Below are 24,934 nucleotides of genomic sequence, written 5' to 3' on the forward strand. Positions count from 1 at the left end.
GTCAATGGTCTCGGTCTTCCTGATACGGGGAAGTCATAGTTAGAGTGGTGGTCAAACGAGAGGTGTGGTGACGTGCGACTGACCCCGACCGAGCGGGACCGGCTGCTGCTCTTCGGAGCCGCCGAACTGGCGCGGGCACGCCGGGCGCGTGGGCTGAGGCTCAATGTCCCCGAGGCGACCGCGCTCGTCGCGGACACCGTCTGCGAGGCGGCCCGCGACGGGCGACGGCTCGCGGAGGCGATTTCGGCCGCGCGGAGCGTGCTCGGACCCGACGACGTGCTGCCCGGAGTGGCGGACGTGGTCACCGAGGTGCATGTGGAAGCGGTCTTCGACGACGGATCGCGGATGGCCGTCGTGCCCGACCCCATCGGCGCGGGCGCCGGGATCCGGCTGGGTGACAGCGCCCCCGGAGCGGTGCTGCCGGCGCCGCCGCACGCCGAACAGGCGCCCGCGCTGCGGCTGACCGTACGCAACACCGCGACCGTCCCGGTCAGCGTCACGTCGCACTTCCACTTCTTCGAGGCCAATCCCCGGCTCGACTTCGACCGGGCGGCGGCGTACGGCATGCGGCTGTGCGTTCCTGCCGGTTCGTCGGTCCGGTTCGATCCGGGCGGCGAGGCCGAGGTCGGCCTGCTCCCGATCGGCGGAGCCCGGATCGCGATCGGCTTCGCCGGCCTGGTCGACGGTCCGCTGGACGCGCCGGGTGCGAAGGAGGAGGCCCTGCGACGTGCGGTGGCCTGCGGCTATCTGGGAGCGGAGGGCGACGCCTGATGGATCCGTACGCATACGCATCGGTCCACGGCCCGCGTGCGGGGGACCGGGTCGTGCTCGGCGACTCCGGCCTGGTGGTGCGCGTCGAATCGGACGCACAGCAGCACGGCGACGAGTTTCTGGCCGGATTCGGCAAGACCGCGCGCGACGGGCTGCACCTCAAGGCCGCGGCCGTCCGCGACACCTGCGACGTCGTCATCAGCAACGTGCTGGTCATCGACGCGGCCCAGGGCATCCGGAAGGTCTCCATCGGCATCCGCGAGGGACGGATCTGCTCGATCGGACGGGCCGGCAACCCGGACACGCTCGACGGCGTGGACGTCGTCGTGGGTACGGGAACCAGCATCGTCTCCGGCGAAGGCATGATCGCCACGGCCGGCGCCGTCGACACCCATGTCCATCTGCTCTCGCCGCGCATCATGGAGGCGTCGCTCGCCTCCGGCGTCACCACGGTCATCGGCCAGGAGTTCGGCCCGGTCTGGGGCGTCGGCGTCAACTCGCCGTGGGCGCTGCGCCACGCCTTCGCCGCCTTCGACGCCTGGCCGGTCAACATCGGCTTCCTGGCCCGCGGTTCGTCCTCCGACGACGCGCCGCTCGTGGAGGCGCTCGCCGAGGGCGGCGCATCCGGCTTCAAGGTGCACGAGGACATGGGCGCGCACACCCGCGCCCTGGACACCGCCCTGCGGGTCGCGGAGGAGCACGACGTCCAGGTCGCCCTGCACAGCGACGGGCTGAACGAATGCCTGTCCGTCGAGGACACCCTGCGCGTCCTGGACGGCCGGACGATCCACGCCTTCCACATCGAGGGCTGCGGCGGCGGACACGTACCGAACGTGCTGAAGATGGCGGGCGTACCGAACGTCATCGGCTCCTCCACCAATCCGACCCTGCCGTTCGGCCGGGACGCGGTGGCCGAGCACTACGGGATGATCGTCTCCGTACACGACCTCAAGACCGACCTGCCCGGTGACGCCGCCATGGCGCGCGACCGGATCAGGGCCGGGACGATGGGTGCCGAGGACGTGCTGCACGACCTCGGCGCGATCGGCATCACCTCGTCGGACGCGCAGGGGATGGGACGTGCGGGCGAGACCGTGCGCCGCACCTTCGCCATGGCCGGCAAGATGAAGGCCGAGCTGGGCCCGATGGAGGGCGACGGCCCGCACGACGACAACGCCCGGGTGCTGCGCTACGTGGCGAAGCTGACGATCAACCCGGCCATCGCGCACGGCCTCGCGGACGAGGTCGGCTCGATCGAGGTGGGCAAGCTCGCCGACATCGTGCTGTGGAAGCCGCAGTACTTCGGCGCGAAGCCGCAGATGGTACTGAAGTCGGGCTTCCCCGCCTGGGGAGTCACGGGCGACCCCAACGCGGCGACCGACACCTGCGAACCACTGGTCCTGGGGCCGCTGTTCGGCGGGCACGGAGCGACCCCGGCCGACATCTCGGTGGCCTTCGTGGCGAAGGCCGCGACCGATCTCGGCTCCGACCTGATGCCGACGCGACGGCGCAGGGTCGCGGTACGCGGCACCCGCTCCATCGGCCCGGCGGACCTCCGGTTCAACTCCCGGATCGGGGACGTGGGGGTGGACGGGGACAGCGGCCTGGTGACGCTGGACGGGGCCCCGGTGCGGTCCGAACCCGCCGACTCGATCTCGCTCAACCGCCTCTACTTCCTGTAAACGCACAGCGCTTCGAGACACGGCCCTTCAAGAACACAGCCTCAGGAGTCCGACGACATGACCTTCCGTATGCCGGCCGAGTGGGCCCCGCACGAACGCACCTGGATGGCCTGGCCGGGCCCCAACGCCACGTTCACCGGTGACGACCTGGCCGAGTCCCGCGAGGCGTGGGCCGCCGTGGCCCGGGCCGTGCGCCGCTTCGAGCCGGTGACCATGGTCGTCCCGACCGGCCAGTCGCGGGATGCCCGCGCCTGCCTCGGCCCCGACATCGAGCTGGTCGAACGCGATCTGGACGACGCCTGGATGCGCGACATCGGGCCGACCTTCGTCACCGACGGCAGCCGACTGGCCGCGGTGGACTGGATCTTCAACGGCTGGGGTGCGCAGGACTGGGCCAGCTGGGAGCACGACGCGAAGATCGCCCGCCATGTCGCGGACCTCGCCGGCGTCCCGGTGCACAGCTCGCCCCTGGTCAACGAGGGCGGCGGCATCCACGTCGACGGCGAGGGCACCGTCCTGCTCACCGAGACCGTGCAGCTCGGACCCGAGCGGAATCCGGGCTGGACCAAGGAGCTGGTCGAGGCCGAGATACACGCCAAGCTCGGCACCACGAAGGCGATCTGGCTGAAGCGCGGCCTGACCGGAGACTACCCGCCGCACGGCTTCGGCACCCTCGGCCATGTCGACATCGTCGCCGCGTTCGCCGGCCCGGGCGTCGTGGTCGTCCACACCCAGCCGGACCCGTCCCACCCCGACCACGAGCTCTGCAAGGAGAACGTGGAGCTGCTCCGCTCCCGTACCGACGCGCAGGGCCGTGCCCTGCGGATCGTCGAGGTCCCGGCCCCGACGGCGGTGCGGGACGAGGACGGCCACTGGGTCGACTACTCCTACATCAACCACTACGTGTGCAACGGCGGCGTCGTGCTGTGCGGCTTCGACGACCCCCGGGACGAGATCGCGGCAGGCATCTTCCGGCGGCTGTACCCCGGGCGCACCGTCACCCTCGTCGACGCCCGTGCGATCTTCGCGGGCGGCGGCGGCATCCACTGCATCACGCAGCAGCAGCCCGCGGTACGTGGCTGACCGGCCGATCCGGTAGAACGTACGGGTGAACGAGATGCCCAGCGCGCCGGCCGCGGCATGACCCCGCCCCCCGGCCGGCGGCGCAACACCGCCCCGCCCCGCGAGTCCCTGCTCGGCGCCGCCATGGCGACCATCGCCGAGCGCGGGCTCGGCGGGCTGACCATGACCGGGCTCGGGCAGGAGGTCGGGATGAGCAGCGGACACCTGCTGTACTACTTCCGGACCAAGGACGAGCTCCTGCTGCAGACCCTGGAGTGGAGCGAGGGCCGGCTCGGCGCCGAGCGCGGTGCCCTGCTCTCCCGGCAGGCGCCGGCCGCCGAGCGGCTCGACGCGTACGTGCGCCTGTACGTGCCCGAGGGGCCGCGGGACCCCCACTGGACGCTCTGGCTGGAGGTCTGGAACCGCTCGCAGAACGCCGATGCCGACGCGCGCGGGCGGCAGGCCACGATCGAGGGGGCCTGGCACCGGGACCTGGTGGCGCTGCTGGCCGAGGGCATCTCGCGCGGCGAGTTCCGGGCTGTCGACCCGGACCGCTTCGCCGCCCGGCTGCGCGCTCTGCTGGACGGCTTCAGCGTCCATGTCGCCGTCGGTATCCCCGGTACCGGCCGCGAACAGGTCCTGACCCACGTGCGGGAGTTCCTGCGGGACTCGCTGCTCCGGTGAACGCGTCCACCGGAACGTGGCGGGACGGAGCAGCCGGAGCGATGAGCGTCACGCCCGCATCCTGAGACGGCGCAGGGTGCGGCGGCCGTCCTGTGCCAGACTGCTGCCGTGTCCTCGTTCGCCATGATTATCGGCAGCAGGCGCGCCGGTCCGCAGTGACCGTCCCGTACCACCTCGTACGGCACGGCCATCGTGCCCCAGACCCGCGCGCAGACCTCTCGCACCCGCGAGGGGTTTTTTCGTTTTCCGGCCCCCACCACGGCCGGGGCGAGGCACGCGAGATGATGGGGGCAAGTGGAGCCGATTCGTCCGGATCCGCTCACCCGACAGGAGTCAGACAGCATGACCACCAAGGCCACGGCCTCCGACGACAGCTTCCATGTCTTCGACACCACCCTGCGCGACGGTGCGCAGCGTGAAGGCATCAACCTGACGGTCGCGGACAAGCTGACCATCGCCCGGCATCTGGACGACTTCGGTGTGGGCTTCATCGAGGGCGGCTGGCCGGGTGCCAACCCCCGCGACACCGAGTTCTTCGCCCGCGCGCAGCAGGAGATCGAGTTCCAGCACGCCCAGCTCGTCGCCTTCGGCGCCACCCGCAGAGCGGGCGGCAAGGCCGCCGAGGACCCCCAGGTCCAGGCGCTCCTCGCCTCGGGCGCCCCGGTGATCACGCTGGTCGCCAAGTCCCACGACCGCCATGTGGAACTGGCCCTGCGCACCACCCTCGAGGAGAACCTGGAGATGGTCAGCGACACCGTCTCCCACCTCCGCGAACAGGGCCGCCGCGTCTTCGTCGACTGCGAGCACTTCTTCGACGGCTACCGCGCCAACCCCGAGTACGCCAAGTCGGTCGTACGCACCGCCTACGAGGCCGGCGCCGACGTGGTCATCCTCTGCGACACCAACGGCGGCATGCTTCCCGCGCAGGTCCAGGCGGTCGTCGCCACCGTCCTCGCCGACACCGGCGCCCGCCTCGGCATCCACGCCCAGGACGACACCGGCTGCGCGGTCGCCAACACCCTTGCCGCCGTGGACGCGGGCGCCACCCACGTCCAGTGCACCGCCAACGGCTACGGCGAGCGGGTCGGCAACGCCAACCTCTTCCCCGTCGTGGCCGCGCTGGAACTCAAGTACGGCAAGACCGTTCTGCCCGCGGGCGCGCTCGCCGACATGACCCGCATCTCGCACGCCATCGCCGAGGTCGTCAACCTCACCCCCTCCACCCACCAGCCCTACGTGGGTGTTTCGGCCTTCGCGCACAAGGCCGGACTGCACGCCTCCGCGATCAAGGTCGACCCGGACCTTTACCAGCACATCGATCCGGAACTCGTCGGCAACACCATGCGGATGCTCGTCTCCGACATGGCGGGCCGTGCCTCCATCGAGCTCAAGGGCAAGGAGCTCGGGATCGACCTGGGCGACGACCGCGCGCTCGTCGGGCGGGTCGTCGAGCGGGTCAAGGAGCGCGAACTCAAGGGCTACACCTACGAGGCGGCCGACGCGTCCTTCGAGCTGCTGCTGCGTACGGAGGTCGAAGGCAGGCCCCGCCGCTACTTCCGCATCGAGTCCTGGCGGGCGATCGTCGAGGACCGCCCCGACGGCACCCACGCCAACGAGGCGACCGTGAAGCTCTGGGCGAAGGGCGAGCGGATCGTCGCCACGGCCGAGGGAAACGGCCCGGTCAACGCCCTGGACCGGGCGCTGCGCGTCGGTCTGGAGCGGATCTACCCGCAGCTGGCCAAGCTGGAACTGGTCGACTACAAGGTCCGCATCCTGGAGGGCCGCACCGGCACCGAATCCACCACCCGGGTGCTGATCACCACGGGCGACGGATCCGGTGACTGGGCGACGGTCGGCGTGGCCGAGAACGTCATCGCCGCGTCCTGGCAGGCCCTGGAGGACGCGTACACCTACGGCCTGCTGCGGGCCGGCGTCGAGCCCACCGACTAGGAGGGATCCCTACTGGAGCCGCCACTTCTGGTTGGCGGCTCCGGTGCAGGACCAGATCTGGGTGACGGCGCCGTTCGCCGAGGACTGGCCGGTCACGTCGAGGCACTTGTCCGCGGCCGTGTTGACCACGTCCCCGGTCGAGGAGTTGTACGTCCAGCGCTGCGCTCCCGACCCGTTGCAGGTGTACAGCTGGACCTTTGCTCCGTCGGCCGTCGACCCCGAGGTCACGTCCAGGCAGGCGCCCAGGACCTTGATCGAACCGTCGCCCGAGACCGTCCAACGCTGGTTGGCCGCGCCCGTGCAGTCCCAGATCTGGACGGGCGTGCCGTTCGCCCCGGTGTTGCCGGTGGCGTCCAGGCACTTGCCCCCGGTGCCGACGAGGGCTCCCGAGCTGCCGGAGGAGCCGGACTGGGTGCCCGCCCAGGTGAACGTCGCCGAGGTGCGGCCGGGCAGCGAGTAGGTGAACTTCTGCCCGCCCCAGTTGACCGTGACCTGCTGCGCCGACGTCGAGCCGTTGTAGGCGATCAGGGCCTTGGATCCGTCAGGGTTGCGCCAGGCCACGTTGGGCACGGTGGAGCTCGCGGTGGAGGAGATGCGGGAGGCCCCCGGCCGGACGTACTTCGTCAGGTGGCCCATCGTGTAGTACTCGACGGTGTAGTCGACCTGGCCGTGCCTGCTGTCCCCGTTGTGCACGGTGACCAGCCCGTCGCAGGTGCCGCAACCGCCGTTGTGCGGGCCGCGGTTCTGGTCCACGGCGAGCGACCACTTGGTCACCGACTTCGCCCAGTTGCGGGTGTAGTCGATGATGTTGAGCATGTCCTCGCGCTGCTGGTCGGCGATCCAGGTGCCGCCCGAGTGCTCGGTCTGGAAGGCGTCCAGCCCCGGGTACTGGTTGTGCACGGTGGTCTGCTTGGCGATGTCTCCGCCGTAGCCGTGCCAGGCGATCCCGCCGAAGTTGGGGTGGCTGCGCACCGCGGCGTCGTCGACCGTCGCGGCGGCGTACGCGTCGTAGGTGTCCCAGTTCCAGTCGTGGGCCAGCACCTTCGTGGCGAGGCCGGCGGACTGGAGCTTGGGCAGCAGCTCGCTCTTGGTGAAGTACGCGAGCCCCGAGCCGTTCCAGCTCATCGAGGGGTAGCCGGAGCAGCACGTCGGCTCGTTCTGCGCGGTGACGTAGTCGACCGGGACGCCCTGGTCGCGGTAGGCCTGGAGGTACTTCACGAAGTAGTTGGCGTACGCGCCGTAGTTCTCGGCCTTCAGCCAGCCCCCGTTCAGCTGCCCGTTGTCCTTCATCCACGCCGGCGCGGTCCACGGGGAGGCGACCGTCGTGAGGGCGGGGTTGAGCTGCTTGGCCTGCTTGGTGAGCGGCAGCACGTCCTGCAGATCATGTGCGATCGAGAAGTGGTCGAGGTTCGGGTCCGTCTGCCCGGCCGGCATGTCGTCGTACGTGTAGCCGAACCGCGCGAGGTCGGAACCGCCCATCGGATTGCGTACGAACGAGAGCCCGATGCCGTCGGTGGGGGAGAACAGCTTCTTCATCGTCTCGTCGCGGGTCGCCTGACTCAGTGCGCCGCTGCCCTTCATCAGCCACGCCGCCGTGTCCGTGAACGAGGCGCCGCCGCCGGTGAAGGTCTGGTACCGGGTGTTCTCGTCGACCGTGATGTTCGTGCCCGAGCCGCCGTTGCCCGCGCCGAAGGCGACGGGTGTCTGCGCCTGGAGGCCGCGGGTCACATGGCGGCCGCCGGAGTCGTCCGTCGTGGTCAGCACGATGTTCACGGTCTCGCCGGCCGCCTGTGCGGTACCGGAGGAGAGCCCGGCCAGGCCTGCGGTCGCGAGCGCCGTGGCGACGATGACTCTCGCCGCTCTGTTTGTTCGGATCATGGGCTGCTGCCTTTCTCGGCAGGGGCGTGGGGGAAGTGCCGTCGAACGAGGCGTGAGTGAACTGCTCTTACGTGTTCGCGTCAAGAGGTAGGCACGTTCAAGAAGTGAACGAATGGGCTCTCGGACCTGCTTCGACGATGGGTCCGGACCAATCTCGGCGTGAAGTATTGACGGCCCTGTTCCGGCGGGGTTAACTCCAGCCGCAACGCCGGTACCGGTTCCGGTACCGGTTGCGGAACCGGTACCGAAGTCGTGGTCCACCGCTTGCCCCGCCCTGTCCTGCCTTGTCCCTGGAGGCCCCGTTGCGTGTCACCATCGCCGATGTCGCCCGTGAGGCCGGCGTCAGCAAGACGACCGTGTCCCGGGTCATCAACACCAAGGGCGAGGTCGACGGTTCAACGGCGGCCCGCGTTCGTGAAGTGATCGCCAACCTCGGCTATGTGCCCAGCTCTGGCGCCGTCGGACTGGCCCGCGGCAGCAGCCGCACGGTCGGGATGCTGGTGCCCTCGCTGACCTGGCCGTGGATGGGCGAAGTGCTCCAGGGCGTCGTCGACACGGTGGAGGCCGCCGACTACGGACTGCTGCTCTTCACCTGCAACCGGGGTGCCGAGTCTGTGGAGCGCTTCACCAGCCAGGTGTCAGCGCGCGCCTTCGACGGACTCGTCGTCGTCGAACCGGAGAACACCCTGGCCCACCTCACCGAACTGCACCGGTCCGGCCTGCCGATCGTGCTCATCGACGATCGCGGCCACCACCCCGAATTCCCCTCCGTCGTGACCACCAACCACGAGGGAGGCGCGTCCGCCGCCCGCCATCTGCAGGCAGCCGGACGCACCAGGCCCCTGGTCCTCACCGGACCCGAGCACTTCGGCTGCGTACGCGACCGGCTTGCGGGGTTCCGGTCGGTCCTGCCCACCGATCTGGTCGTGAGCGGAGACTTCACCGAACGCTGCGGCCGGCTGGCGGTGGAGCAACTCCTCGCCTCCGGTACGGAGTTCGACTCGGTCTTCGCCCACAACGACATCAGTGCCGCAGGCGTCCTGCGGGCCCTTCGGGCCGCGGGACGCCGTGTGCCGGACGACATCGCCGTGGTCGGCTTCGACGACATCCCGATGGCCGAACACACCGAACCGCCTCTCACCACCGTGCACCAGCCCACCCGGCAGATGGGCGAAACGGCGGCGCGGCTGCTGCTCTCCCACCTCGGCGGCACCGCCGTACCGGACGGACCGGTCGTGCTGCCCACCGAACTGGTCGTGCGCCAATCGGCGCCGTGACGGACAGGGCCCCGACGGGCCCCGTCCGTTCCTGAAGTCCTCCACGACGCACCACCCGTAAGTCGCACCGCCCGTAACCGGCGCGCCGAGCGCTGCCCGTATCCCGGATCTCCCAGACCCGCAGTCCTTCCTGGAGTCGCCATGTCCGCACGCCGTCACACCACGCTCAGAGCGGTCGCCGTCGCCACCGCCGTGGTCGCACTCGCCACCGGTTGCTCGTCCGCCAACTCGGGCGCCAACAAAGGGGGCGGCGCCGGTGCCTCCGGCGTACTGACCATCGGCAAGCCGGACGGGCCGCAGACGAACAACAGCAACCCGTTCCTGTCGACGTCGGCCGGCGCCGTGCTCGGCTACCGCTACATGATCTACGAGCCGCTGACGATGACGAACCAGATCCGCCCCACCGACAAGGCGGACCCCTGGCTGGCGACGGACTGGACGTGGGAGTCCAACTTCACCAAGGTCACCTTCACCCTCGACGACAAGGCCAAGTGGGCCGACGGCAAGCCGCTGACCTCCGCGGACGTCGCGTTCACCTTCGAGCTGCTCAAGAAGCACCCGGCGCTCAACGGCAACGGCATCCCCTTCGACGGGGTGGCCGTCGAGGGCGACAAGGTCGTCCTGACCTTCAAGGAATCCCAGTTCGTCAACCAGAACAAGATCATCCAGACGTTCATCGTGCCCAAGCACATCTGGGAGAAGGTCGAGAACCCGGAGACCTGGCCCAACCGCACCCCGGTCGGCTCCGGCCCGTACAAGCTGAAGACGTTCACCCCGCAGACCACCACCCTGACCGCCACGCCCACCTACTGGAAGGGCAAGACGAAGGTCAAGGAGCTGCGCTACACCGCGTACAACGACAACAGCGCGGCGACCACGGCGCTCGCGGGCGGCAAGGTCGAGTGGTCGTTCGTCTTCATGCCGAACTACAAGCAGCTGTACGTGGCCAAGGACCCCAAGAACCACAAGCTGTGGTTCCCCTCGGGGCTCGGCATCCACGGCCTGTGGTTCAACACCGCACGCAAGCCCTTCGACAACCCGGCGCTCCGCAAGGCGATGGCCATGGTCGTCGACCGCAGGGCCATCCACGTCCAGGCCCAGGCGACGCTCTACCCGGAGATCACCAACCCGACCGGCATCCCGCTGCCCGCGGGTGAGTCGTTCCTCGCGCCCGAGTACAAGGACGCCACCACCAAGCCGGATGTCGCCGGGGCCAAGAAGATCCTGGACGAGGCGGGATTCAAGCTCAGCGGCGGAGTCCTGAAGGACCCGAGCGGCAAGCCCGTGAAGCTGACCTTCACCGACCCGGCCGGCTGGAACGACTACATCACCGGGCTGTCGATCATCAAGGACAGCATCAAGGAACTCGGCATCGAGGCCAAGGTCAAGACGCAGACCGCCGAGGCCTGGGGCAACGACGTCGCCACCGGGAACTTCGACGCCACCCTGCACTGGACCAACAGCGGCGCCACCCCGTACGACCTGTACCAGAACATCATGGACGGCGCGATCCTCCAGCCCATCGGCAAGAGCTCCCAGCTCGGCAACTTCGGCCGCTTCAAGAGCCCCGAGGCCACCGCCGCGCTCAAGGAGTACGCCAACGCCACGGACGACGCCACCCGCACCAAGGCCCTGAACGTCATTCAGAAGATCATGGTCGAGGAGGCTCCGGTCATCCCGACGGCCGCGGCCCCCATCGGTGCCGAGTACTCCACGAAGAACTGGGTGGGCTGGCCCACCGAGTCCTCTCCCTACGCGCCGCCGCAGCACACCCAGCCGACCGCGCTGGAGATCGTGCTGAACCTGACGCCCGCCAAGTAAGTACAGGGAAGAACCGGCCATGAGCACCGAACAGTCCCACGACGTGCGCACCGAGACCGATGTGGTCCTCGAAGCACGCGGAGTCACCAAGCACTTCCCCGTGCGGCGTACGGGCGGCGACATCCTCGCCCGCAGACGCCGCACCGTCCACGCCGTCGACGACGTCTCGCTGAAGCTCCGGCGCGGCACCGTCACGGCCCTGGTGGGGGAGTCCGGCTCCGGGAAGTCCACCGTCGCACGGCTGCTCGCCCAGTTGTATCCGCTCACCGAGGGCGAGATACACATGGGCGGCAAGGCCGTGAAGGCGGGACGTGGCCGGTCCTTCCGTACGTACGTGAAACAGGTCCAGCTGATATTCCAGGACCCGTTCGCCTCCCTGAACCCCGTGCACACCGTGCGCTACCACCTCACCCGGGCGCTGAAGATCCACGGCCGGGCGGGGAACGGGGAGGTGGACCTGGAGAAGAACCTGGCCGCCCTGCTGGAGAGGGTCCAGCTGACCCCTCCCCAGCAGTTCCTGGAGAAGTTCCCGCACGAGCTGTCGGGAGGGCAGCGCCAGCGCGTCGCGATCGCGCGCGCGCTCGGCGCCGACCCGCAGGTCCTGCTGGCCGACGAGCCGGTGTCGATGCTCGACGTGTCGATCCGGCTCGGCGTCCTCAACCTGCTGCGCGACCTCAAGGAGCGCCTGCACCTCGCGATCCTCTACATCACCCACGACATCGCCTCCGCCCGCTACTTCGCGGACACGACCCTGGTGATGTACGCGGGCCGGATCGTCGAGGGCGGAGACAGCGAGACCGTCACCCAGCGCCCCGCGCACCCGTACACGCAGCTGCTGATCGCCTCCGCGCCGGACCCCGACCGGGTTGCCGACGAGCAGGCGCAGGAAGAGACCGGAAGCGGCGAGCCGCCCTCGTTGATCGCCCCGCCGGACGGCTGCCGCTTCCACCCCCGCTGCCCCAAGGCCATGGAACGCTGCCGCACCGAGCTGCCGCCGCGCTTCGACCTGGCGGACGGCCAGTGGGCCGCCTGCTGGCTGTACGACGGAACCACCGCACAGGGGGGCGGCAAGTGAAGTACATGCTGCAGAGGCTCGCCTTCTACGCCGTCACCGCGTGGGCCGCCATCACCATCAACTTCCTGATCCCGCGCCTGATGCCGGGTGACCCCGTCGAAGCGCTGATCAGCCGCTACCAGGGGCAGCTCGACACGAGTGCCATCGCCTCCCTGAAGGCACTGTTCGGCCTCGACGAGAACCAATCCATCTGGGAGCAGTACACCGACTACTGGTCGCACCTCCTGGACGGCGACCTCGGCCTGTCCTTCACCTTCTTCCCGACACCGGTCGGCGAGGTGATCTCCCAGTCACTGCCGTGGACGCTCGCGCTCGTCGGTGTCACCACGATGATCAGCTTCCTGCTCGGAACCGGGATCGGCGTCTACAGCGGCTGGCGGCGCGGCTCCTGGCTCGACGGCCTGCTGCCCGTCACCACCTTCATCTCCGCCATCCCGTACTTCTGGCTCGGCCTCATCGCCATCGCCCTGTTCGCCGTGAAGTGGCCGTTCTTCCCGGCCGCCGGCGGGTACGACAGCTCCCTCGTCCCGGCCTTCGACTGGCCGTTCATCTCCAGCGCGCTCTACCACGCGGTGCTGCCCGGCGTGACGATCGTGCTGAGCGCCATCGCCGGCTGGATCCTCGGCATGCGCAACATGATGGTCACGGTCTCCTCCGAGGACTACGTCATGGTGGCGCAGGCCAAGGGGCTCTCCGAGCGGCGCGTGATGTTCGGCTACGCCGCCCGCAACGCGATCCTGCCCAACATCTCGGGCTTCGCCCTCTCACTGGGCTTCATCGTCGGCGGCACGCTGCTGGTCGAGATGGTCTTCTCCTATCCGGGCATCGGCTACCAGCTCTTCCTGGCCGTCGGAGCCAAGGACTACCCGCTGATGCAGGGCGTCTTCCTGATCATCACGCTCTCGGTGCTCGCAGCGAACCTGCTGGCCGACATGATCTACGCCCTCCTCGACCCGCGCACCCGTAAGGAGGCCTGACGATGGCCGTCACCGCCACCGACACCGCCGTGCTCGAAGGGGTGCCCGCCCCGGCCGCACCCACCAGCAGGGCCAGGTTCCGCTTCCTGCGCGGCGGGAAGGCCCGCACCGGGCTGCTGATCCTCGGCTTCTTCGTGATCCTCGCCGTCGCGGGGCCCTGGCTCGCGCCGTACGACCCCGACATGATGAGCGACGAACTCCTGCAGGCCCCGTCCGCCGCCCACTGGTTCGGCACCACCCAGACCGGGCAGGACGTCCTCTCGCAGATCCTCGTCGGCACCCGGGGCGTCCTCGTCGTCGGCTTCATCGCCGGCATCCTCGCGACCGCCCTGTCCGTACTGATCGGGGTCAGCGCCGGATTCCTCGGCGGGGCCGCCGACGAGATCCTCTCGATGCTCTCCAACATCTTCCTGGTCATCCCCGGACTGCCGCTGATCATCATCATCGCGAGCTTCGTCCCGGACACCGGGGACCTGCTCATCGCCTCCGTGATCGCCCTGACCTCGTGGGCCTGGGGCTCGCGGATCCTGCGGGCGCAGACACTCTCGCTGAGACGGCGCGACTACGTGGAGGCGGCCCGCGCCACGGGCGAGTCGACCTGGCGGATCATCCTCTTCGAGATCATGCCGAACCTGACCGCCGTCATCGCGTCCGGCTTCGTCGGCACCGTCATCTTCGCCATCCTCTCGGAGATCACCCTCGCCTTCATCGGCGTCGCCGACATCTCCCACTGGAACTGGGGCACCGTGCTCTTCTGGGCCCAGTCCAACCAGGCCCTGGCCCAGGGCGCCTGGTGGTGGTTCGTCCCCGCCGGCCTGTGCATCGCCCTCCTGGGCACCGCCCTCGCCCTGATCAACTTCGGCATCGACGAGTTCGTCAACCCGCGGCTGCGTACGGCGACCGGCGCCTCACGGAAGGTCAAGATGCGGGTCGGATTCACCCCCGTGGCCCGTACGGACCGCACCGGCACCCACGCCGCCCGCACCGGCACGCGCACCAAGGAGCAGAGCGAATGACCGGCGAGCCGATCCTCACCATCAGCGGACTGAACGTCGACTACGGCACCGGATCGAGCGGTGTGCAGGCACTGCGCGACATCGACCTCACCCTGCACCGCGGCGAAGTCCTCGGCCTGGCGGGCGAGTCGGGATCCGGGAAGTCCACCCTCGCGTACGCGGTCACCCGGCTGCTCTCCCCGCCCGGGGTGATCACCGGCGGCGACGTCCACTACCACCGTCCGGGCGCCGAGCCCGTCGACATCCTCTCCCTGTCCCCGGACGAGCTGCGCGCCTTCCGCTGGCAGGAACTGTCGATCGTGTTCCAGGGGGCGATGAACTCCCTCAACCCCGTGCACACCGTCCACAGCCAGCTCACCGATGTCCTCAAGGCGCACCGTCCGGACATGCGGTCCCGCGAACGGACCGCACGGGCAGAGGAGTTGCTGACCCTGGTCGGCATCTCCACCGACCGGCTCGCCGCCTACCCGCACCAGCTCTCCGGCGGAATGCGCCAGCGCGTGATGATCGCGATGGCGCTCGCCCTGGAACCCGAGATCGTCATCATGGACGAGCCGACCACCGCGCTCGACGTCGTGATGCAGCGCCAGATCCTGCGCCGCCTGGTCCAGCTGAGGGAACAGCTCTCCTTCTCCGTCGTGTTCATCACCCACGACATCTCCCTGCTGATCGAGTTCTCGGACCGGATCGCGATCATGTACGGGGGCCGGATCGTGGAACAGGCCGGCGCGGCCGAGATCTACCGCGACCCCCGCCACCCCTACAGCGACGGGCTGCTGCACTCCTTCCCCGCGCTGCACGGACCCCGGCGCGAGCTCACCGGCATCCCCGGCGTTCCCCCGCACCTCAGCGCGATGCCCACCGGCTGCGCCTTCCACCCCCGCTGCGGCAAGGCCTTCGAGCCGTGCGCCCAGCGGGTCCCGGTCCTGGCCGCGCCGGACGCCACCCAGGACCGTGAGGTCGCCTGCTGGCTGCACACCCAGCCGGCCTGACCCGCCCGACGCCCTACCGCACCCCCACAAAGGACTTACGGAGACCCATGAATCTCGCCACGCCCCGCAGCCTGCAGCCCGCCGCCGTCCAGGGACTCCCGGCCGACTTCCGCTGGGGCGTCGCCACCTCCTCGTACCAGATCGAAGGGGCCCCGCGGGAGGACGGCCGCACCCCGTCGATCTGGGACACCTTCTGCGAGGTCCCGGGCGCCGTGCACAACGCGGAGAACGGCGACGTGGCCTGCGACCACTACCACCGGATGCCCCAGGACGTGGAGCTCATCGCGGGCCTCGGCGTCGACACGTACCGCTTCTCGCTCGCCTGGCCGCGCATCCAGCCGGGCGGGCGGGGGCCCGTCAACGCCAAGGGCATCGACTTCTACAAGCGGCTGATCGACGAACTCCAGGACAGGAACGTCACCCCGTGGATCACCCTCTACCACTGGGACCTGCCGCAGGAGCTGGAGGACGCGGGCGGCTGGCCGGCCCGTGACACCGCGTTCCGCTTCGCCGACTACGCGATGCTCGCCTACGAGGCGCTCGGCGACCGGGTCGAGCACTGGACGACGCTGAACGAGCCGTGGTGCTCGGCGATGCTCGGCTACGCCTACGGGGCCCACGCCCCCGGCCGGAGCGACATGGGCGACGCCATGGGCGCCGTCCACCACCTCCTGCTGGGCCACGGGCTCGCGGCGCAGCGGATGCGGGAGGCCGCGGGCGACAATCCGCTGGAGCTCGGCATCACCCTCAACCTCGGCACCGCGACCCCGGAGACCGACAGCGAGGCCGACCGCGAGGCCTGCCGCCGTGCCGACGGCATGGGCACACGCCTCTACCTCGACCCGATCGTCCGCGGCAGCTACCCGCAGGACGTCGTCGACGACCTCGCGGCCCAGGGCATCGAACTGCCCGTCCAGGACGGCGACCTGGCCGTCATCGCCACCCCCCTCGACGTCCTCGGCGTCAACTTCTACCGCGGCGCCCTGTTCTCCGGAGTCACCGAGGACGGATCGCCCACCGACGCCGACGGACTCCCCGTCACCCGTGGTGTGGAGCGTGACCTGCCCCGTACCGCGATGGACTGGGAGATCACCCCGACCGAACTCACCGATCTGCTCCTGCGGCTCCAGCGCGACTACGCGCTGCCGACCGTCATCACGGAGAACGGGGCGGCCTTCGACGACACCGTCGCCGCCGACGGCTCCGTCCCCGACGCGGACCGCACCGCCTATCTCGCCGACCACATCGCAGCCGTGTCCGAAGCCCGTTCCCAGGGCGCCGACGTCCGGGGCTACTTCGCCTGGTCGCTGATGGACAACTTCGAGTGGGCCTACGGCTACGACAAGCGGTTCGGCATCGTCCGCGTCGACTACGACACGCAGGAGCGGACGCTCAAGGACAGCGCCAAGTGGTACCGCGACACGGTCCACCTCACCCGGAACGCTCGTCACGACTGACCCGCATTGGAGCACCCCCACATGCCCTCCCGTACGACGTTATTCGCCACCACCGCCGCCCTGGTCGCACTCGCCACCCCCATGGCCTTCGCCGCACCCACCCCCGACCCCGCCGTCCGAGCCGCCGCCGCGGCCTGGGACACGGACCGGGCCGCGTCCGCCTACACCGCGAACCCCGGCGCGGTCACCGCGTCCGGCAGTGAGAACGGCGCATCGGGACCCGGAGCCGCCGCCGACGGCAACGCCGCCACCCGCTGGTCCAGCAACTTCGCCGACGACGCCTGGATACGCGTCGACCTCGGCTCCACCATCCGCATCAACCAGGTCAAGCTGGAGTGGGAGGCCGCGTACGGCAAGCGGTACGTCCTGGAAGTGTCCAAGGACGGCACCAACTGGACGACCTTCTACACCGAGACCGAAGGCACCGGCGGCACCGTCACCGCCCACACGTACCCGCAGGAGGTCACCGGCCGCTACGTCCGGATGCGCGGAGTGGAGCGGGCCACCGCCTGGGGCTACTCCCTCTTCTCCTTCCAGGTGTACGGAGGCGAGCCGGCCCCCGCCTCGACGACCCGCGCCAACCTCGCCCTGAACCACCCCACGTTCGGCAACCTCTACCAGCACGCCGGCAACTCGCCCGCCTACGTCACCGACGGCGGCTGGCCCGCCGACCTGAAGGCGGACCGGTCCCGCTGGTCCTCCGACTGGAACGCGGACCGCTGGGTCGGCGTCGACCTCGGCGCCACCTCCACCATCAGCAGCGTCGACCTGTACTGGGAGGCGGCCTACGCCGTCGACTACGAGATCCAGGTCTCCGACGACAACAGGAACTGGCGCACCGTCCACCGCCCGTCCGCCGCCGAGGTCGCCGCCAGGCGCGCCGACGTGAAGTCCCCGGGCGACGCCGTCGGGCGCCACGACACGATCAACCTGGCCGCCCCGGCAACCGGCCGCTACGTCCGGATGCTCGGCAAGGAGCGCCGCTCCTTCTACAACCCCGCACCCTCCACCGCCCAGTTCGGCTACTCCCTCTACGAGTTCCAGGTCTGGGGCACCGGCGGCAACGCCGCTGCCGCCTACCCGGCCCTGCCCAAGGACCCGGGCGGCGCGTACACCACCCGCTTCTTCGACGACTTCACCGGCTCGGGACTGGACCGCTCCAAGTGGCGCGTGGTGCGCACCGGTACGGAGATGGGCCCGGTCAACGGCGAGTCGCAGGCGTACGTCGACTCGACGAACAACATCCGCACCGAGAACGGCGCCCTGGTCCTGGAGTCCAAGTACTGCAAGGGCTGCACCTCCACGCCCAACGGCACCTTCGACTTCACCTCGGGCCGGGTCGACACGAACACCAAGTTCGACTTCACCTACGGCAAGGTCAGCGCCCGCATGAAGCTCCCGGTCGGCGACGGCTACTGGCCCGCCTTCTGGATGCTCGGCAGCGACGTCGACGACCCGGCGGTCTCCTGGCCGGGCTCCGGTGAGACGGACATCATGGAGAACATCGGATACGGCGACTGGACCAGCTCCGCCCTGCACGGACCCGGCTACTCCGCCGACGGCAACATCGGCAAGCAGCAGACCTTCCCGAACGGCGGGCGCGCCGACCAGTGGCACACCTACGGCGTCGAGTGGACGCCCGAGGGCATGACGTTCACCGTCGACGACCGCGTCGTCCAGCAGACCTCCCGCCAGAAGCTCGAGTCGACCCGCGGCAAGTGGGTCTTCGACCACAACCAGTACGTGATCCTCAACCTGGCCCTCGGCGGGGCCTACCCCGCCGGGTGGAACAAGGTCACCCAGCCCTACTGGGGTCTCCCGCAGTCCAGCGTCGACCGTGTCGCGCAGGGCGGCATCAAGGCGGAGATCGACTGGGTGCGGGTCGAGCAGAAGTAGCCGACACCCGAGACCGACCGAACAAGGGACGAGCCGCAATGCCACGCACACCGCACACCCGCCCACTCAACCGAGCGAGACCGGCGACCGCCGCGCTCGCCGCCGTCACGGTCCTCGCCGGACTGCTCGCCGGGGCCGTCCCCAGCGCGGCAGCGGCGGGGGACGAGCCCGCACCGGTACTCGTCGACCGCTTCGAGGGCGAGGTGCCGCTCGGCAACCCGCCCGCGAACTCCCTCTTCACCTGGGGCGGCGACGCCGATGACCACCCCGCTCTGGAGTTCAAGGAGCGCGCCGACGCCCCCGAGGGTGCCAAGGTCCTCCAGGGCACCTACGACATCAGCGCCTGGGGCGGACTCAGCCACGAGTTCGCCGTCGACCAGCCCCCGGAGAACTGGACCGCCCACAAGGGCATCCGCTTCTGGTGGTACGGCCAGAACACCGCGCCCCTGCCGCCCGGTTCGGGCAAGCGCATCAACTTCGAGATCAAGGACGGCGGCGCCAACGGCGGCGCGTCCGAGCTGTGGACCACCTCGTTCACCGACGACTGGGAGGGCTGGCACCAGGTCGAGATCCCGTTCGCGGACTTCGTCTACCGGGCCGACTACCAGCCCGTCGGCGGCATCGACCAGGTCCTCGGCCTCGACGAGATGTGGGGTTACGCCCTCACGCTCCCGCCCGGCGCCCCCGGCGCGTTCGCCATGGACGCGGTCGAGCTGTACGGGAAGGCCGACCCCGCACTGAAGTCGAGCGTCGTCATCGACTCGGCCGTGCACCCGGTCAAGGAGGGCGGCACGGCGGACATCAGGATCTCCGTCGCCACCACCGGCTCCGTCCCCATCGAGGAGCCCGTCACCGTCGCGTACACGACCCAGGGCGGCAGCGCCGAGTCCGGCAAGGACTACACCCCGGTCACCGGCACCCACACCTTCCCCGCAGGTACCGCCTCCGGCACCACGCACACGGTCTCGGTGGCCACGCGGAAGGACGGCGGCGCCGAGTCGGCCGAGACGGTCCCGCTCGAACTCACCGTCACCGGGGCCAAGCCGCCCAAGGAGAACCCGCAGGTCGTCATCGACGCCCACGGACTGCCGTACCAGAACGCGAAGCTTCCGGTGAAGAAGCGCGTCGAGGACCTGCTGTCGAGGATGTCGCCGGCCGAGAAGGCCGGCCAGATGACCCAGGCCGAGCGCAACGCGCTCAGGTCCCAGGGCGACATCGCCGCGTACGACCTCGGCTCGCTGCTCTCCGGCGGGGGCTCGGTACCCACCCCGAACACGGCCGCGGCCTGGGCGAAGATGGTCGACGCCTACCAGCTGCGCGCCCGAGCGACCCGCTTCCAGATCCCGCTGATCTACGGCGTGGACGCGGTGCACGGCCACAACAACGTGATCGGCTCGACGATCATGCCGCACAACATCGGCATCGGTGCGGGCCGCGACCCGAAGCTCGCCGAGAAGACCGGTGCGGTCACCGCGAGCGAGGTGCGTGCGACCGGCATCCCGTGGGACTTCGCCCCCTGCGTGTGCGTGACCCGCGACGAGCGCTGGGGCCGTTCCTACGAGGCGTACGGCGAGGACCCCGCCCTGGTGGAAGCCATGGAGACGGTGATCACCGGCATGCAGGGCCACGCCTCCGGCAAGGACCTGGCCAGGAGCGACAAGGTGCTGGCCAGCGCCAAGCACTTCGTCGGTGACGGCGGCACCGAGTTCGGTTCGTCGACCACCGGCTCGTACCCCATCGACCAGGGCATCACGAAGGTCACCCGCGAGGAGCTCGAAGCGGTCCACCTCTCGCCGTTCGCCGAGTCCGTGAAGCGGGGAGTCGGCACGGTCATGCCGTCCTACTCCTCGCTGGACATCCTCGGTGACGACGTGGGCCCGGTGAAGATGCACGCCAACGCCGAGATGATCAACGGTGTGCTGAAGGACCGGATGGGCTTCGAGGGCTTCGTCATCAGCGACTGGCAGGCCATCGACCAGATACCCGGTGACTACGCCAGTGACGTGCGGACGTCCGTCAACGCCGGACTCGACATGATCATGGTCCCGACGCGATACCAGGAGTTCACCGAGACCCTTCAGGCCGAGGTCACCGCCGGCCGGATCGGCCAGGCCAGGATCGACGACGCGGTGTCACGGATCCTGACCCAGAAGTTCCGCCTCGGCCTCTTCGAGAAGCCGTACGCGGACCCCTCCAACCTGGACGAGGTCGGCTCGGCGGACCACCGCGCGGTCGCCCGCGAGGCGGCTGCCAAGTCCCAGGTCCTCCTGAAGAACGACGGCGCGGTCCTCCCGCTCCGGCCGTCCCAGAAGGTCTACGTCGCCGGCTCCAACGCCGACGACCTCGGCAACCAGGCCGGCGGCTGGACGGTCAGCTGGCAGGGAGCATCCGGAAGGACCACCACGGGTACGACGATCCTGGAGGGCATCAGGAAGAACAACGCCTCGGCCACGTACTCCAAGGACGCCTCGGCTGCCACGGACGGCTACGACGTCGGTGTCGTGGTCGTCGGCGAGACCCCGTACGCCGAAGGGATCGGTGACGTCGGCAACGGCCACGACCTGGTGCTCACGGCCGCCGATCAGGCAGCCGTCGACAAGGTCTGCGCGGCGATGAAGTGCGCGGTCCTGATCGTCTCCGGGCGTCCGCAGCTCATCGGCGACAAGCTCGGTGACATCGACGCGCTGGTGGCCTCCTGGCTGCCGGGCACCGAGGGCGACGGCGTCGCCGACGTCCTCTACGGAAAGAAGGCCTTCACCGGACAGCTCCCGGTGACCTGGCCGAAGTCCGAGTCGCAGCTGCCGATCAACGTCGGCGACGCGGCGTACGACCCGCAGTTCCCGTACGGATGGGGACTGACCACCCTGAAGAAGGTCCCCGGAGGCGGCGAGCTCACCCTCACCGCCCTCGCCGCGGCCGCGCACCTCGCCGAGAAGGCGCACCTCGGGAAGACCCCGGCGGGCAAGGCGATCGTGGACCAGGCCAGGCTGCTGGTCCAGCAGAAGGCCGGCGGGACGCCGACAGCGGCGGTGTCCAAGCCGTTCGCCGAGGCCGACCACCTGCTGCTCACCGGTGACCTGACCGGAGCGGTGGCGAAGCTGCGCACGGCGTACCGCGCCGCGTAACAACACGGAGGAAACCCAAGTGGGCGGCGCATTTGTCGCCCACTTGGGTTACTTTCGGAGTATGCGGAAGAGGCTGTTCGCCCCCCTTTGGGCCTGCCTGCTGCTGATACTCACGGCGGCCGTGCTGGCGCTGTCCCCCGCTGCACCGGCCGTGTCCGCCGCCCCCGCCACGGTCGACCAGGCCGGTCAGGCCCTGCGCGAGGACCCGGTGTACGTGGACCCGGCAGCCACCGGCCAGCTCTCCGCCTCGCAGGAGAAGGCCCTGGAGGACAAGATCCTCGACGCCGACAAGCCGGTCTTCGTGGCCGTGCTCCCGGCGACGTCCGAATTCCCCGAGCAGAACCTCCTCCAGAACCTCCGTACCTCCACCGGAATCACCGGCGTCTACGCGGTCAGGCTCGGCGACGGGTTCGACGCGGGCGCCGACCCGCAGGTCATGCCGGTCCGGGCGGTGGACAACCTCACCACGGCCGTCGAGGCGCCCGGTACGGACACGAACGCCGCCACCCAGCTCAACACCTTCGTCGACCGCGCCGTCGAACAGGCCAGGGGCAGCGCCCCCGCCTCGTGGTCCGGCACCGACGGCGACGAGAACGGCGCGGCGGGTGCGGCCGGCCTGATCGCCCTGGGCGCGGTGGCGGTGGCCGGCGGCGCGGGCGCGTACGCGATCGTCCGCCGCAACAGGAAGCGCAAGGAGGAAGAGGAACAGGCCTCTCTCGAAAAGCTCCGGGTCGTCGTGGACGAGGACATCACCGCGTACGGCGAAACCCTGGACCGGCTCGACTTCCACCCCGCGGAGGCGGGCGCCGACGACGCGATGCGCACGGACTACGAGCGCGCGCTCGACTCCTACGAGGACGCCAAGTCCCGTATGGGCCATGCCCGCCACCCGTCCGACGTGCGCGGGGTCACCCAGGCCCTGGAGGACGGCCGCTTCTCCCTCGCCGTCCTGGAGGCCCGCCGCAAGGGCGGTGCCCTCCCGGCCCGTCGCCCGCCCTGCTTCTTCGACCCGCGCCACGGCCCGTCGGTCGCCGACGCCCTGTGGAGCCCGTCCGGCGGCGCCGCCCGGGAGGTTCCGGTCTGCGGCGCGGACGAGGTGCGGCTGCGCGAGGGCGAGGACCCGATGAGCCGCACCGTCGACGTGGGCGACGGCCGGCGCCGCCCGTACTGGGAGGCGGGCCCGGCGTACGGCCCCTGGGCGGGCGGCTACTTCGGCGGCGGCCTGCTGCCCGGCCTGCTGGTCGGGACCATGCTCGGCTCGATGCTCGCCACCCCGGCCTATGCGTCGGAGTACGGCGGCGGTGACTTCGGCGGGGGCGGCGGGGAGTGGGGCGGCGGCGACTCCTCCGGCTCCGACTTCGACTCCTCCGGGTTCGGCGGCGGCGGCTTCGGCGACGGCGGAGGTTTTGGTGACGGCGGCGGCTTCGGCGGTGGTGACTTCGGCGGGGGCGGGTTCTGACCCAGGGGTCCGAACCCAGGGGGTCTGACTCAGGGGTTTCCGACTCAGGGGTTCCGACTCAGGACGGGGAAGCCTGGACGGCTCCCTCCCACGTGTCCGGGGCCCAGACGCCGGAGCGACGCAGGGCAGCCGGGCAGTGCAGGTAGATCTCGTCGATCTCGACGACCAGAGCGAGATCCGGACGCTTGCCCTTGACCGTCATGTCGTCGAAGAACGGTGCGTCCGTGAGGATCCGGGCGCGGCCGTTGATCCGCAGAACGGTCATCGCCCCGGGTATGAGGTAGAGCAGGCCGACGTGTGGGTTGGACAGGATGTTGTGGAAGCTGTCGCCGCGCCGGTTGCCCGGAAGGTCGGGCAACGCGAGGGTGCGCGCGTCCAGGACCCGGGTGAAGCCCGGCTCGCCGCCGCGCGGGGAGGTGTCGCAGTTGCCGTCGGCGTCGGAGGTGGACACGGCGCAGAACGGCGCACGGGCCAGCAGGCCGAGGTCGTCGTCGGTGAGCGTGTCATGGACCTTGTCGATGACGAGGGGCCACGGAACGCCGAGGATCTCCCGCAACTGCTCCGCCGACTGCAGGGGTACGGCTCCGGCCAGCGGGTCCCCGGTACGGGAGGGCGCGGCGGGCGCGGCGTTCGACAAGGGTTTCTCCGTACCTCGCGGGATGCGGCAGCTCATCGCCGACCTGCCGTTATTAGGGTTACCTTACTTGGAACCCCGTGGGTGTCGGTGCGGGGAGGGGCGCGCGATCCGTCCGCGATCCGGTGGCACCCGGTGCGAACGGGTGCCAGGCTGGGCAGGGTGGACCGCGACGAGGTGGGCAAGCAGTTGCTGGACGGGCTGACCGTCGACACCAGCAGGCCGGAGCAGCCGGTCCTGCTCGACGAGGCGGGCCGGCCGATCAAGACCTGGCGGCAGAACTACCCGTACGACCGCAAGATCCGCCGCAAGGAGTACGACCGGACCAAGCGCATCCTGCAGATCGAGCTGCTCAAGCTCCAGCGGTGGACGAAGGACGCCGGCGCGCGCGTCGTCGTGGTGTGCGAGGGGCGGGACGCGGCCGGCAAGGGCGGCACCATCCAGCGCTTCACCGAACGCCTCAACCCCCGTGGCGCCCGCATCGTCGCCCTGGACAAGCCCACGGAGCGTGAGCGGGGCCAGTGGTACTTCCAGCGTTACGTGGCCCACCTGCCGGCGCCGGGCGAGATCGTCTTCTTCGACCGCTCCTGGTACAACCGGGCCGGCGTCGAGCGGGTCATGGGCTTTTGCACGGAGCAGGAGTACGAGGTGTTCCTCGAGCAGTGCCCGGCCTTCGAGGACATGCTCGTCGAGGACGGCATCATCGTCGTGAAGTTCTGGTTCTCCGTCTCCCGGGCCGAACAGCGCACCCGCTTCGCCATCCGCCAGGTCGACCCGGTGCGCCAGTGGAAGCTCTCGTCCACCGACATCGACTCCCTCGACCGCTGGGACGACTACACCACGGCGAAGGTCGAGATGTTCCGCGTCACCGACACCGCGCACGCGCCGTGGACCGTCGTGAAGAGCAACGACAAGCGCCGCGCCCGCATCGAGGCCATGCGCAGCCTCCTGGCCCGTATCGACTACGCGGCGAAGGACGTCGAGGCCGTCGGTCGGCCGGACCCCCTCATCGTGGGTGCCGCCGCCACCCTGCTGGAACCGGGCGAGGAGGACACGGCGCTCTCACCCACCCGCTTCGCTCCGAACGCGGAAGGTCCGGGCGAACACCCGTAGGGCGTACGGCGTACGGATCCCGAGGGCGGCACACACATGTGCCGCCCTTTTTCCGCGCGCCCGGC

The 24,934-nt window shown here is 70.0% G+C and carries 18 protein-coding genes; 16 read left to right on the forward strand and 2 right to left on the reverse strand.

Annotated elements, in window-relative coordinates; translation table 11 throughout:
• Positions 1-72: 72 nt before the first annotated feature.
• The 5 genes from ureA to cimA all read left to right on the forward strand — a co-directional run bounded on the left by ureA (position 73) and on the right by cimA (position 6,149).
• Positions 73-771 (forward strand): urease subunit gamma, encoded by a 699-nt coding sequence (gene ureA / locus ACFQ6X_RS06985; RefSeq protein WP_383177101.1) that lies wholly within the window; start codon positions 73-75, stop codon positions 769-771.
• Positions 771-2,453 carry an urease subunit alpha gene (locus ACFQ6X_RS06990; RefSeq protein WP_383177105.1) on the forward strand — a complete coding sequence of 561 codons (1,683 nt, stop codon included), beginning with the start codon at positions 771-773 and terminating at the stop codon, positions 2,451-2,453. The genes ureA and ACFQ6X_RS06990 overlap by 1 nt, the downstream gene beginning before the upstream one ends.
• A 57-nt stretch (positions 2,454-2,510) precedes the next feature.
• On the forward strand, positions 2,511-3,536 hold the full coding sequence (locus tag ACFQ6X_RS06995) for an agmatine/peptidylarginine deiminase (protein WP_383177107.1): 1,026 nt from the start codon (positions 2,511-2,513) through the stop codon (positions 3,534-3,536).
• Between the two features lie 57 nt (positions 3,537-3,593).
• Positions 3,594-4,199: a TetR/AcrR family transcriptional regulator gene (locus ACFQ6X_RS07000; protein WP_383177110.1), complete on the forward strand. Its 606-nt coding sequence runs from the start codon at positions 3,594-3,596 to the stop codon at positions 4,197-4,199.
• A 342-nt stretch (positions 4,200-4,541) separates the two neighbouring features.
• The gene (cimA, locus tag ACFQ6X_RS07005; RefSeq protein ID WP_383177113.1) at positions 4,542-6,149 is read left to right on the forward strand and encodes a citramalate synthase; all 1,608 of its coding nucleotides are present in this window, start codon (positions 4,542-4,544) and stop codon (positions 6,147-6,149) included.
• A gap of 9 nt (positions 6,150-6,158) precedes the next feature.
• Here cimA and ACFQ6X_RS07010 read toward each other — a convergent pair whose 3' ends face one another.
• Positions 6,159-8,027: a lectin gene (locus tag ACFQ6X_RS07010; RefSeq protein ID WP_383177116.1), complete on the reverse strand. Its 1,869-nt coding sequence runs from the start codon at positions 8,025-8,027 to the stop codon at positions 6,159-6,161.
• Between the two features lie 302 nt (positions 8,028-8,329).
• Between ACFQ6X_RS07010 and ACFQ6X_RS07015 the strand changes: the two genes are divergently transcribed.
• From ACFQ6X_RS07015 to ACFQ6X_RS07060, 10 genes are all read left to right on the forward strand, one after another.
• Positions 8,330-9,304 (forward strand): LacI family DNA-binding transcriptional regulator, encoded by a 975-nt coding sequence (locus tag ACFQ6X_RS07015; RefSeq protein ID WP_329207086.1) that lies wholly within the window; start codon positions 8,330-8,332, stop codon positions 9,302-9,304.
• A gap of 141 nt (positions 9,305-9,445) precedes the next feature.
• Positions 9,446-11,125 (forward strand): ABC transporter substrate-binding protein, encoded by a 1,680-nt coding sequence (locus ACFQ6X_RS07020; protein ID WP_383177120.1) that lies wholly within the window; start codon positions 9,446-9,448, stop codon positions 11,123-11,125.
• 19 nt (positions 11,126-11,144) lie between these two features.
• The gene (locus tag ACFQ6X_RS07025) at positions 11,145-12,200 is read left to right on the forward strand and encodes an ABC transporter ATP-binding protein (protein ID WP_383177123.1); all 1,056 of its coding nucleotides are present in this window, start codon (positions 11,145-11,147) and stop codon (positions 12,198-12,200) included.
• Complete coding sequence (locus ACFQ6X_RS07030) at positions 12,197-13,177, forward strand: ABC transporter permease (RefSeq protein ID WP_383177126.1); 981 nt, start codon at positions 12,197-12,199, stop codon at positions 13,175-13,177. The genes ACFQ6X_RS07025 and ACFQ6X_RS07030 overlap by 4 nt, the downstream gene beginning before the upstream one ends.
• A gap of 2 nt (positions 13,178-13,179) precedes the next feature.
• Entirely contained in the window at positions 13,180-14,193 is a 1,014-nt protein-coding gene (locus ACFQ6X_RS07035) for an ABC transporter permease (RefSeq protein WP_329207078.1), read from the forward strand.
• The gene (locus ACFQ6X_RS07040; protein WP_383177130.1) at positions 14,190-15,185 is read left to right on the forward strand and encodes an ABC transporter ATP-binding protein; all 996 of its coding nucleotides are present in this window, start codon (positions 14,190-14,192) and stop codon (positions 15,183-15,185) included. Before ACFQ6X_RS07035 ends, ACFQ6X_RS07040 begins: the two co-directional genes overlap by 4 nt.
• A gap of 47 nt (positions 15,186-15,232) precedes the next feature.
• Positions 15,233-16,642: a GH1 family beta-glucosidase gene (locus tag ACFQ6X_RS07045; RefSeq protein ID WP_383177133.1), complete on the forward strand. Its 1,410-nt coding sequence runs from the start codon at positions 15,233-15,235 to the stop codon at positions 16,640-16,642.
• 21 nt (positions 16,643-16,663) lie between these two features.
• Positions 16,664-18,538, forward strand: coding sequence for a discoidin domain-containing protein (locus ACFQ6X_RS07050; protein ID WP_383177136.1), 1,875 nt, complete (start codon positions 16,664-16,666; stop codon positions 18,536-18,538).
• A gap of 38 nt (positions 18,539-18,576) precedes the next feature.
• On the forward strand, positions 18,577-21,663 hold the full coding sequence (locus ACFQ6X_RS07055; RefSeq protein ID WP_383177139.1) for a glycoside hydrolase family 3 N-terminal domain-containing protein: 3,087 nt from the start codon (positions 18,577-18,579) through the stop codon (positions 21,661-21,663).
• Positions 21,664-21,724: 61 nt separating this feature from the next.
• Complete coding sequence (locus tag ACFQ6X_RS07060; RefSeq protein ID WP_383177142.1) at positions 21,725-23,122, forward strand: hypothetical protein; 1,398 nt, start codon at positions 21,725-21,727, stop codon at positions 23,120-23,122.
• 58 nt (positions 23,123-23,180) lie between these two features.
• On the opposite strand, the gene ACFQ6X_RS07065 is transcribed toward ACFQ6X_RS07060, so the two are convergent.
• Positions 23,181-23,759 carry an MSMEG_1061 family FMN-dependent PPOX-type flavoprotein gene (locus ACFQ6X_RS07065; protein ID WP_383177145.1) on the reverse strand — a complete coding sequence of 193 codons (579 nt, stop codon included), beginning with the start codon at positions 23,757-23,759 and terminating at the stop codon, positions 23,181-23,183.
• A gap of 159 nt (positions 23,760-23,918) precedes the next feature.
• Here ACFQ6X_RS07065 and ppk2 point away from each other — a divergent pair, with 159 nt between their 5' ends.
• On the forward strand, positions 23,919-24,869 hold the full coding sequence (gene ppk2, locus ACFQ6X_RS07070) for a polyphosphate kinase 2 (RefSeq protein WP_383177148.1): 951 nt from the start codon (positions 23,919-23,921) through the stop codon (positions 24,867-24,869).
• Positions 24,870-24,934 lie beyond the last annotated feature (65 nt).

Source organism: Streptomyces sp. NPDC056452 (genome assembly GCF_042796085.1).
In the GTDB taxonomy this organism is placed as follows: Bacteria; Actinomycetota; Actinomycetes; order Streptomycetales; family Streptomycetaceae; genus Streptomyces.

Excerpts from the sequence above, each read along its gene's own strand:
- ACFQ6X_RS06990 (WP_383177105.1), top strand. The coding sequence starts at position 771 with ATGGATCCGTACGCATACGCATCGGTCCACGGCCCGCGTGCGGGGGAC.
- ACFQ6X_RS06995 (WP_383177107.1), top strand. The coding sequence starts at position 2,511 with ATGACCTTCCGTATGCCGGCCGAGTGGGCCCCGCACGAACGCACCTGG.
- ACFQ6X_RS07000 (WP_383177110.1), top strand. The coding sequence starts at position 3,594 with ATGACCCCGCCCCCCGGCCGGCGGCGCAACACCGCCCCGCCCCGCGAG.
- cimA (WP_383177113.1), top strand. The coding sequence starts at position 4,542 with ATGACCACCAAGGCCACGGCCTCCGACGACAGCTTCCATGTCTTCGAC.
- ACFQ6X_RS07010 (WP_383177116.1), bottom strand. The coding sequence starts at position 8,027 with ATGATCCGAACAAACAGAGCGGCGAGAGTCATCGTCGCCACGGCGCTC.
- ACFQ6X_RS07020 (WP_383177120.1), top strand. The coding sequence starts at position 9,446 with ATGTCCGCACGCCGTCACACCACGCTCAGAGCGGTCGCCGTCGCCACC.
- ACFQ6X_RS07025 (WP_383177123.1), top strand. The coding sequence starts at position 11,145 with ATGAGCACCGAACAGTCCCACGACGTGCGCACCGAGACCGATGTGGTC.
- ACFQ6X_RS07035 (WP_329207078.1), top strand. The coding sequence starts at position 13,180 with ATGGCCGTCACCGCCACCGACACCGCCGTGCTCGAAGGGGTGCCCGCC.
- ACFQ6X_RS07040 (WP_383177130.1), top strand. The coding sequence starts at position 14,190 with ATGACCGGCGAGCCGATCCTCACCATCAGCGGACTGAACGTCGACTAC.
- ACFQ6X_RS07045 (WP_383177133.1), top strand. The coding sequence starts at position 15,233 with ATGAATCTCGCCACGCCCCGCAGCCTGCAGCCCGCCGCCGTCCAGGGA.
- ACFQ6X_RS07050 (WP_383177136.1), top strand. The coding sequence starts at position 16,664 with ATGCCCTCCCGTACGACGTTATTCGCCACCACCGCCGCCCTGGTCGCA.
- ACFQ6X_RS07055 (WP_383177139.1), top strand. The coding sequence starts at position 18,577 with ATGCCACGCACACCGCACACCCGCCCACTCAACCGAGCGAGACCGGCG.
- ACFQ6X_RS07060 (WP_383177142.1), top strand. The coding sequence starts at position 21,725 with ATGCGGAAGAGGCTGTTCGCCCCCCTTTGGGCCTGCCTGCTGCTGATA.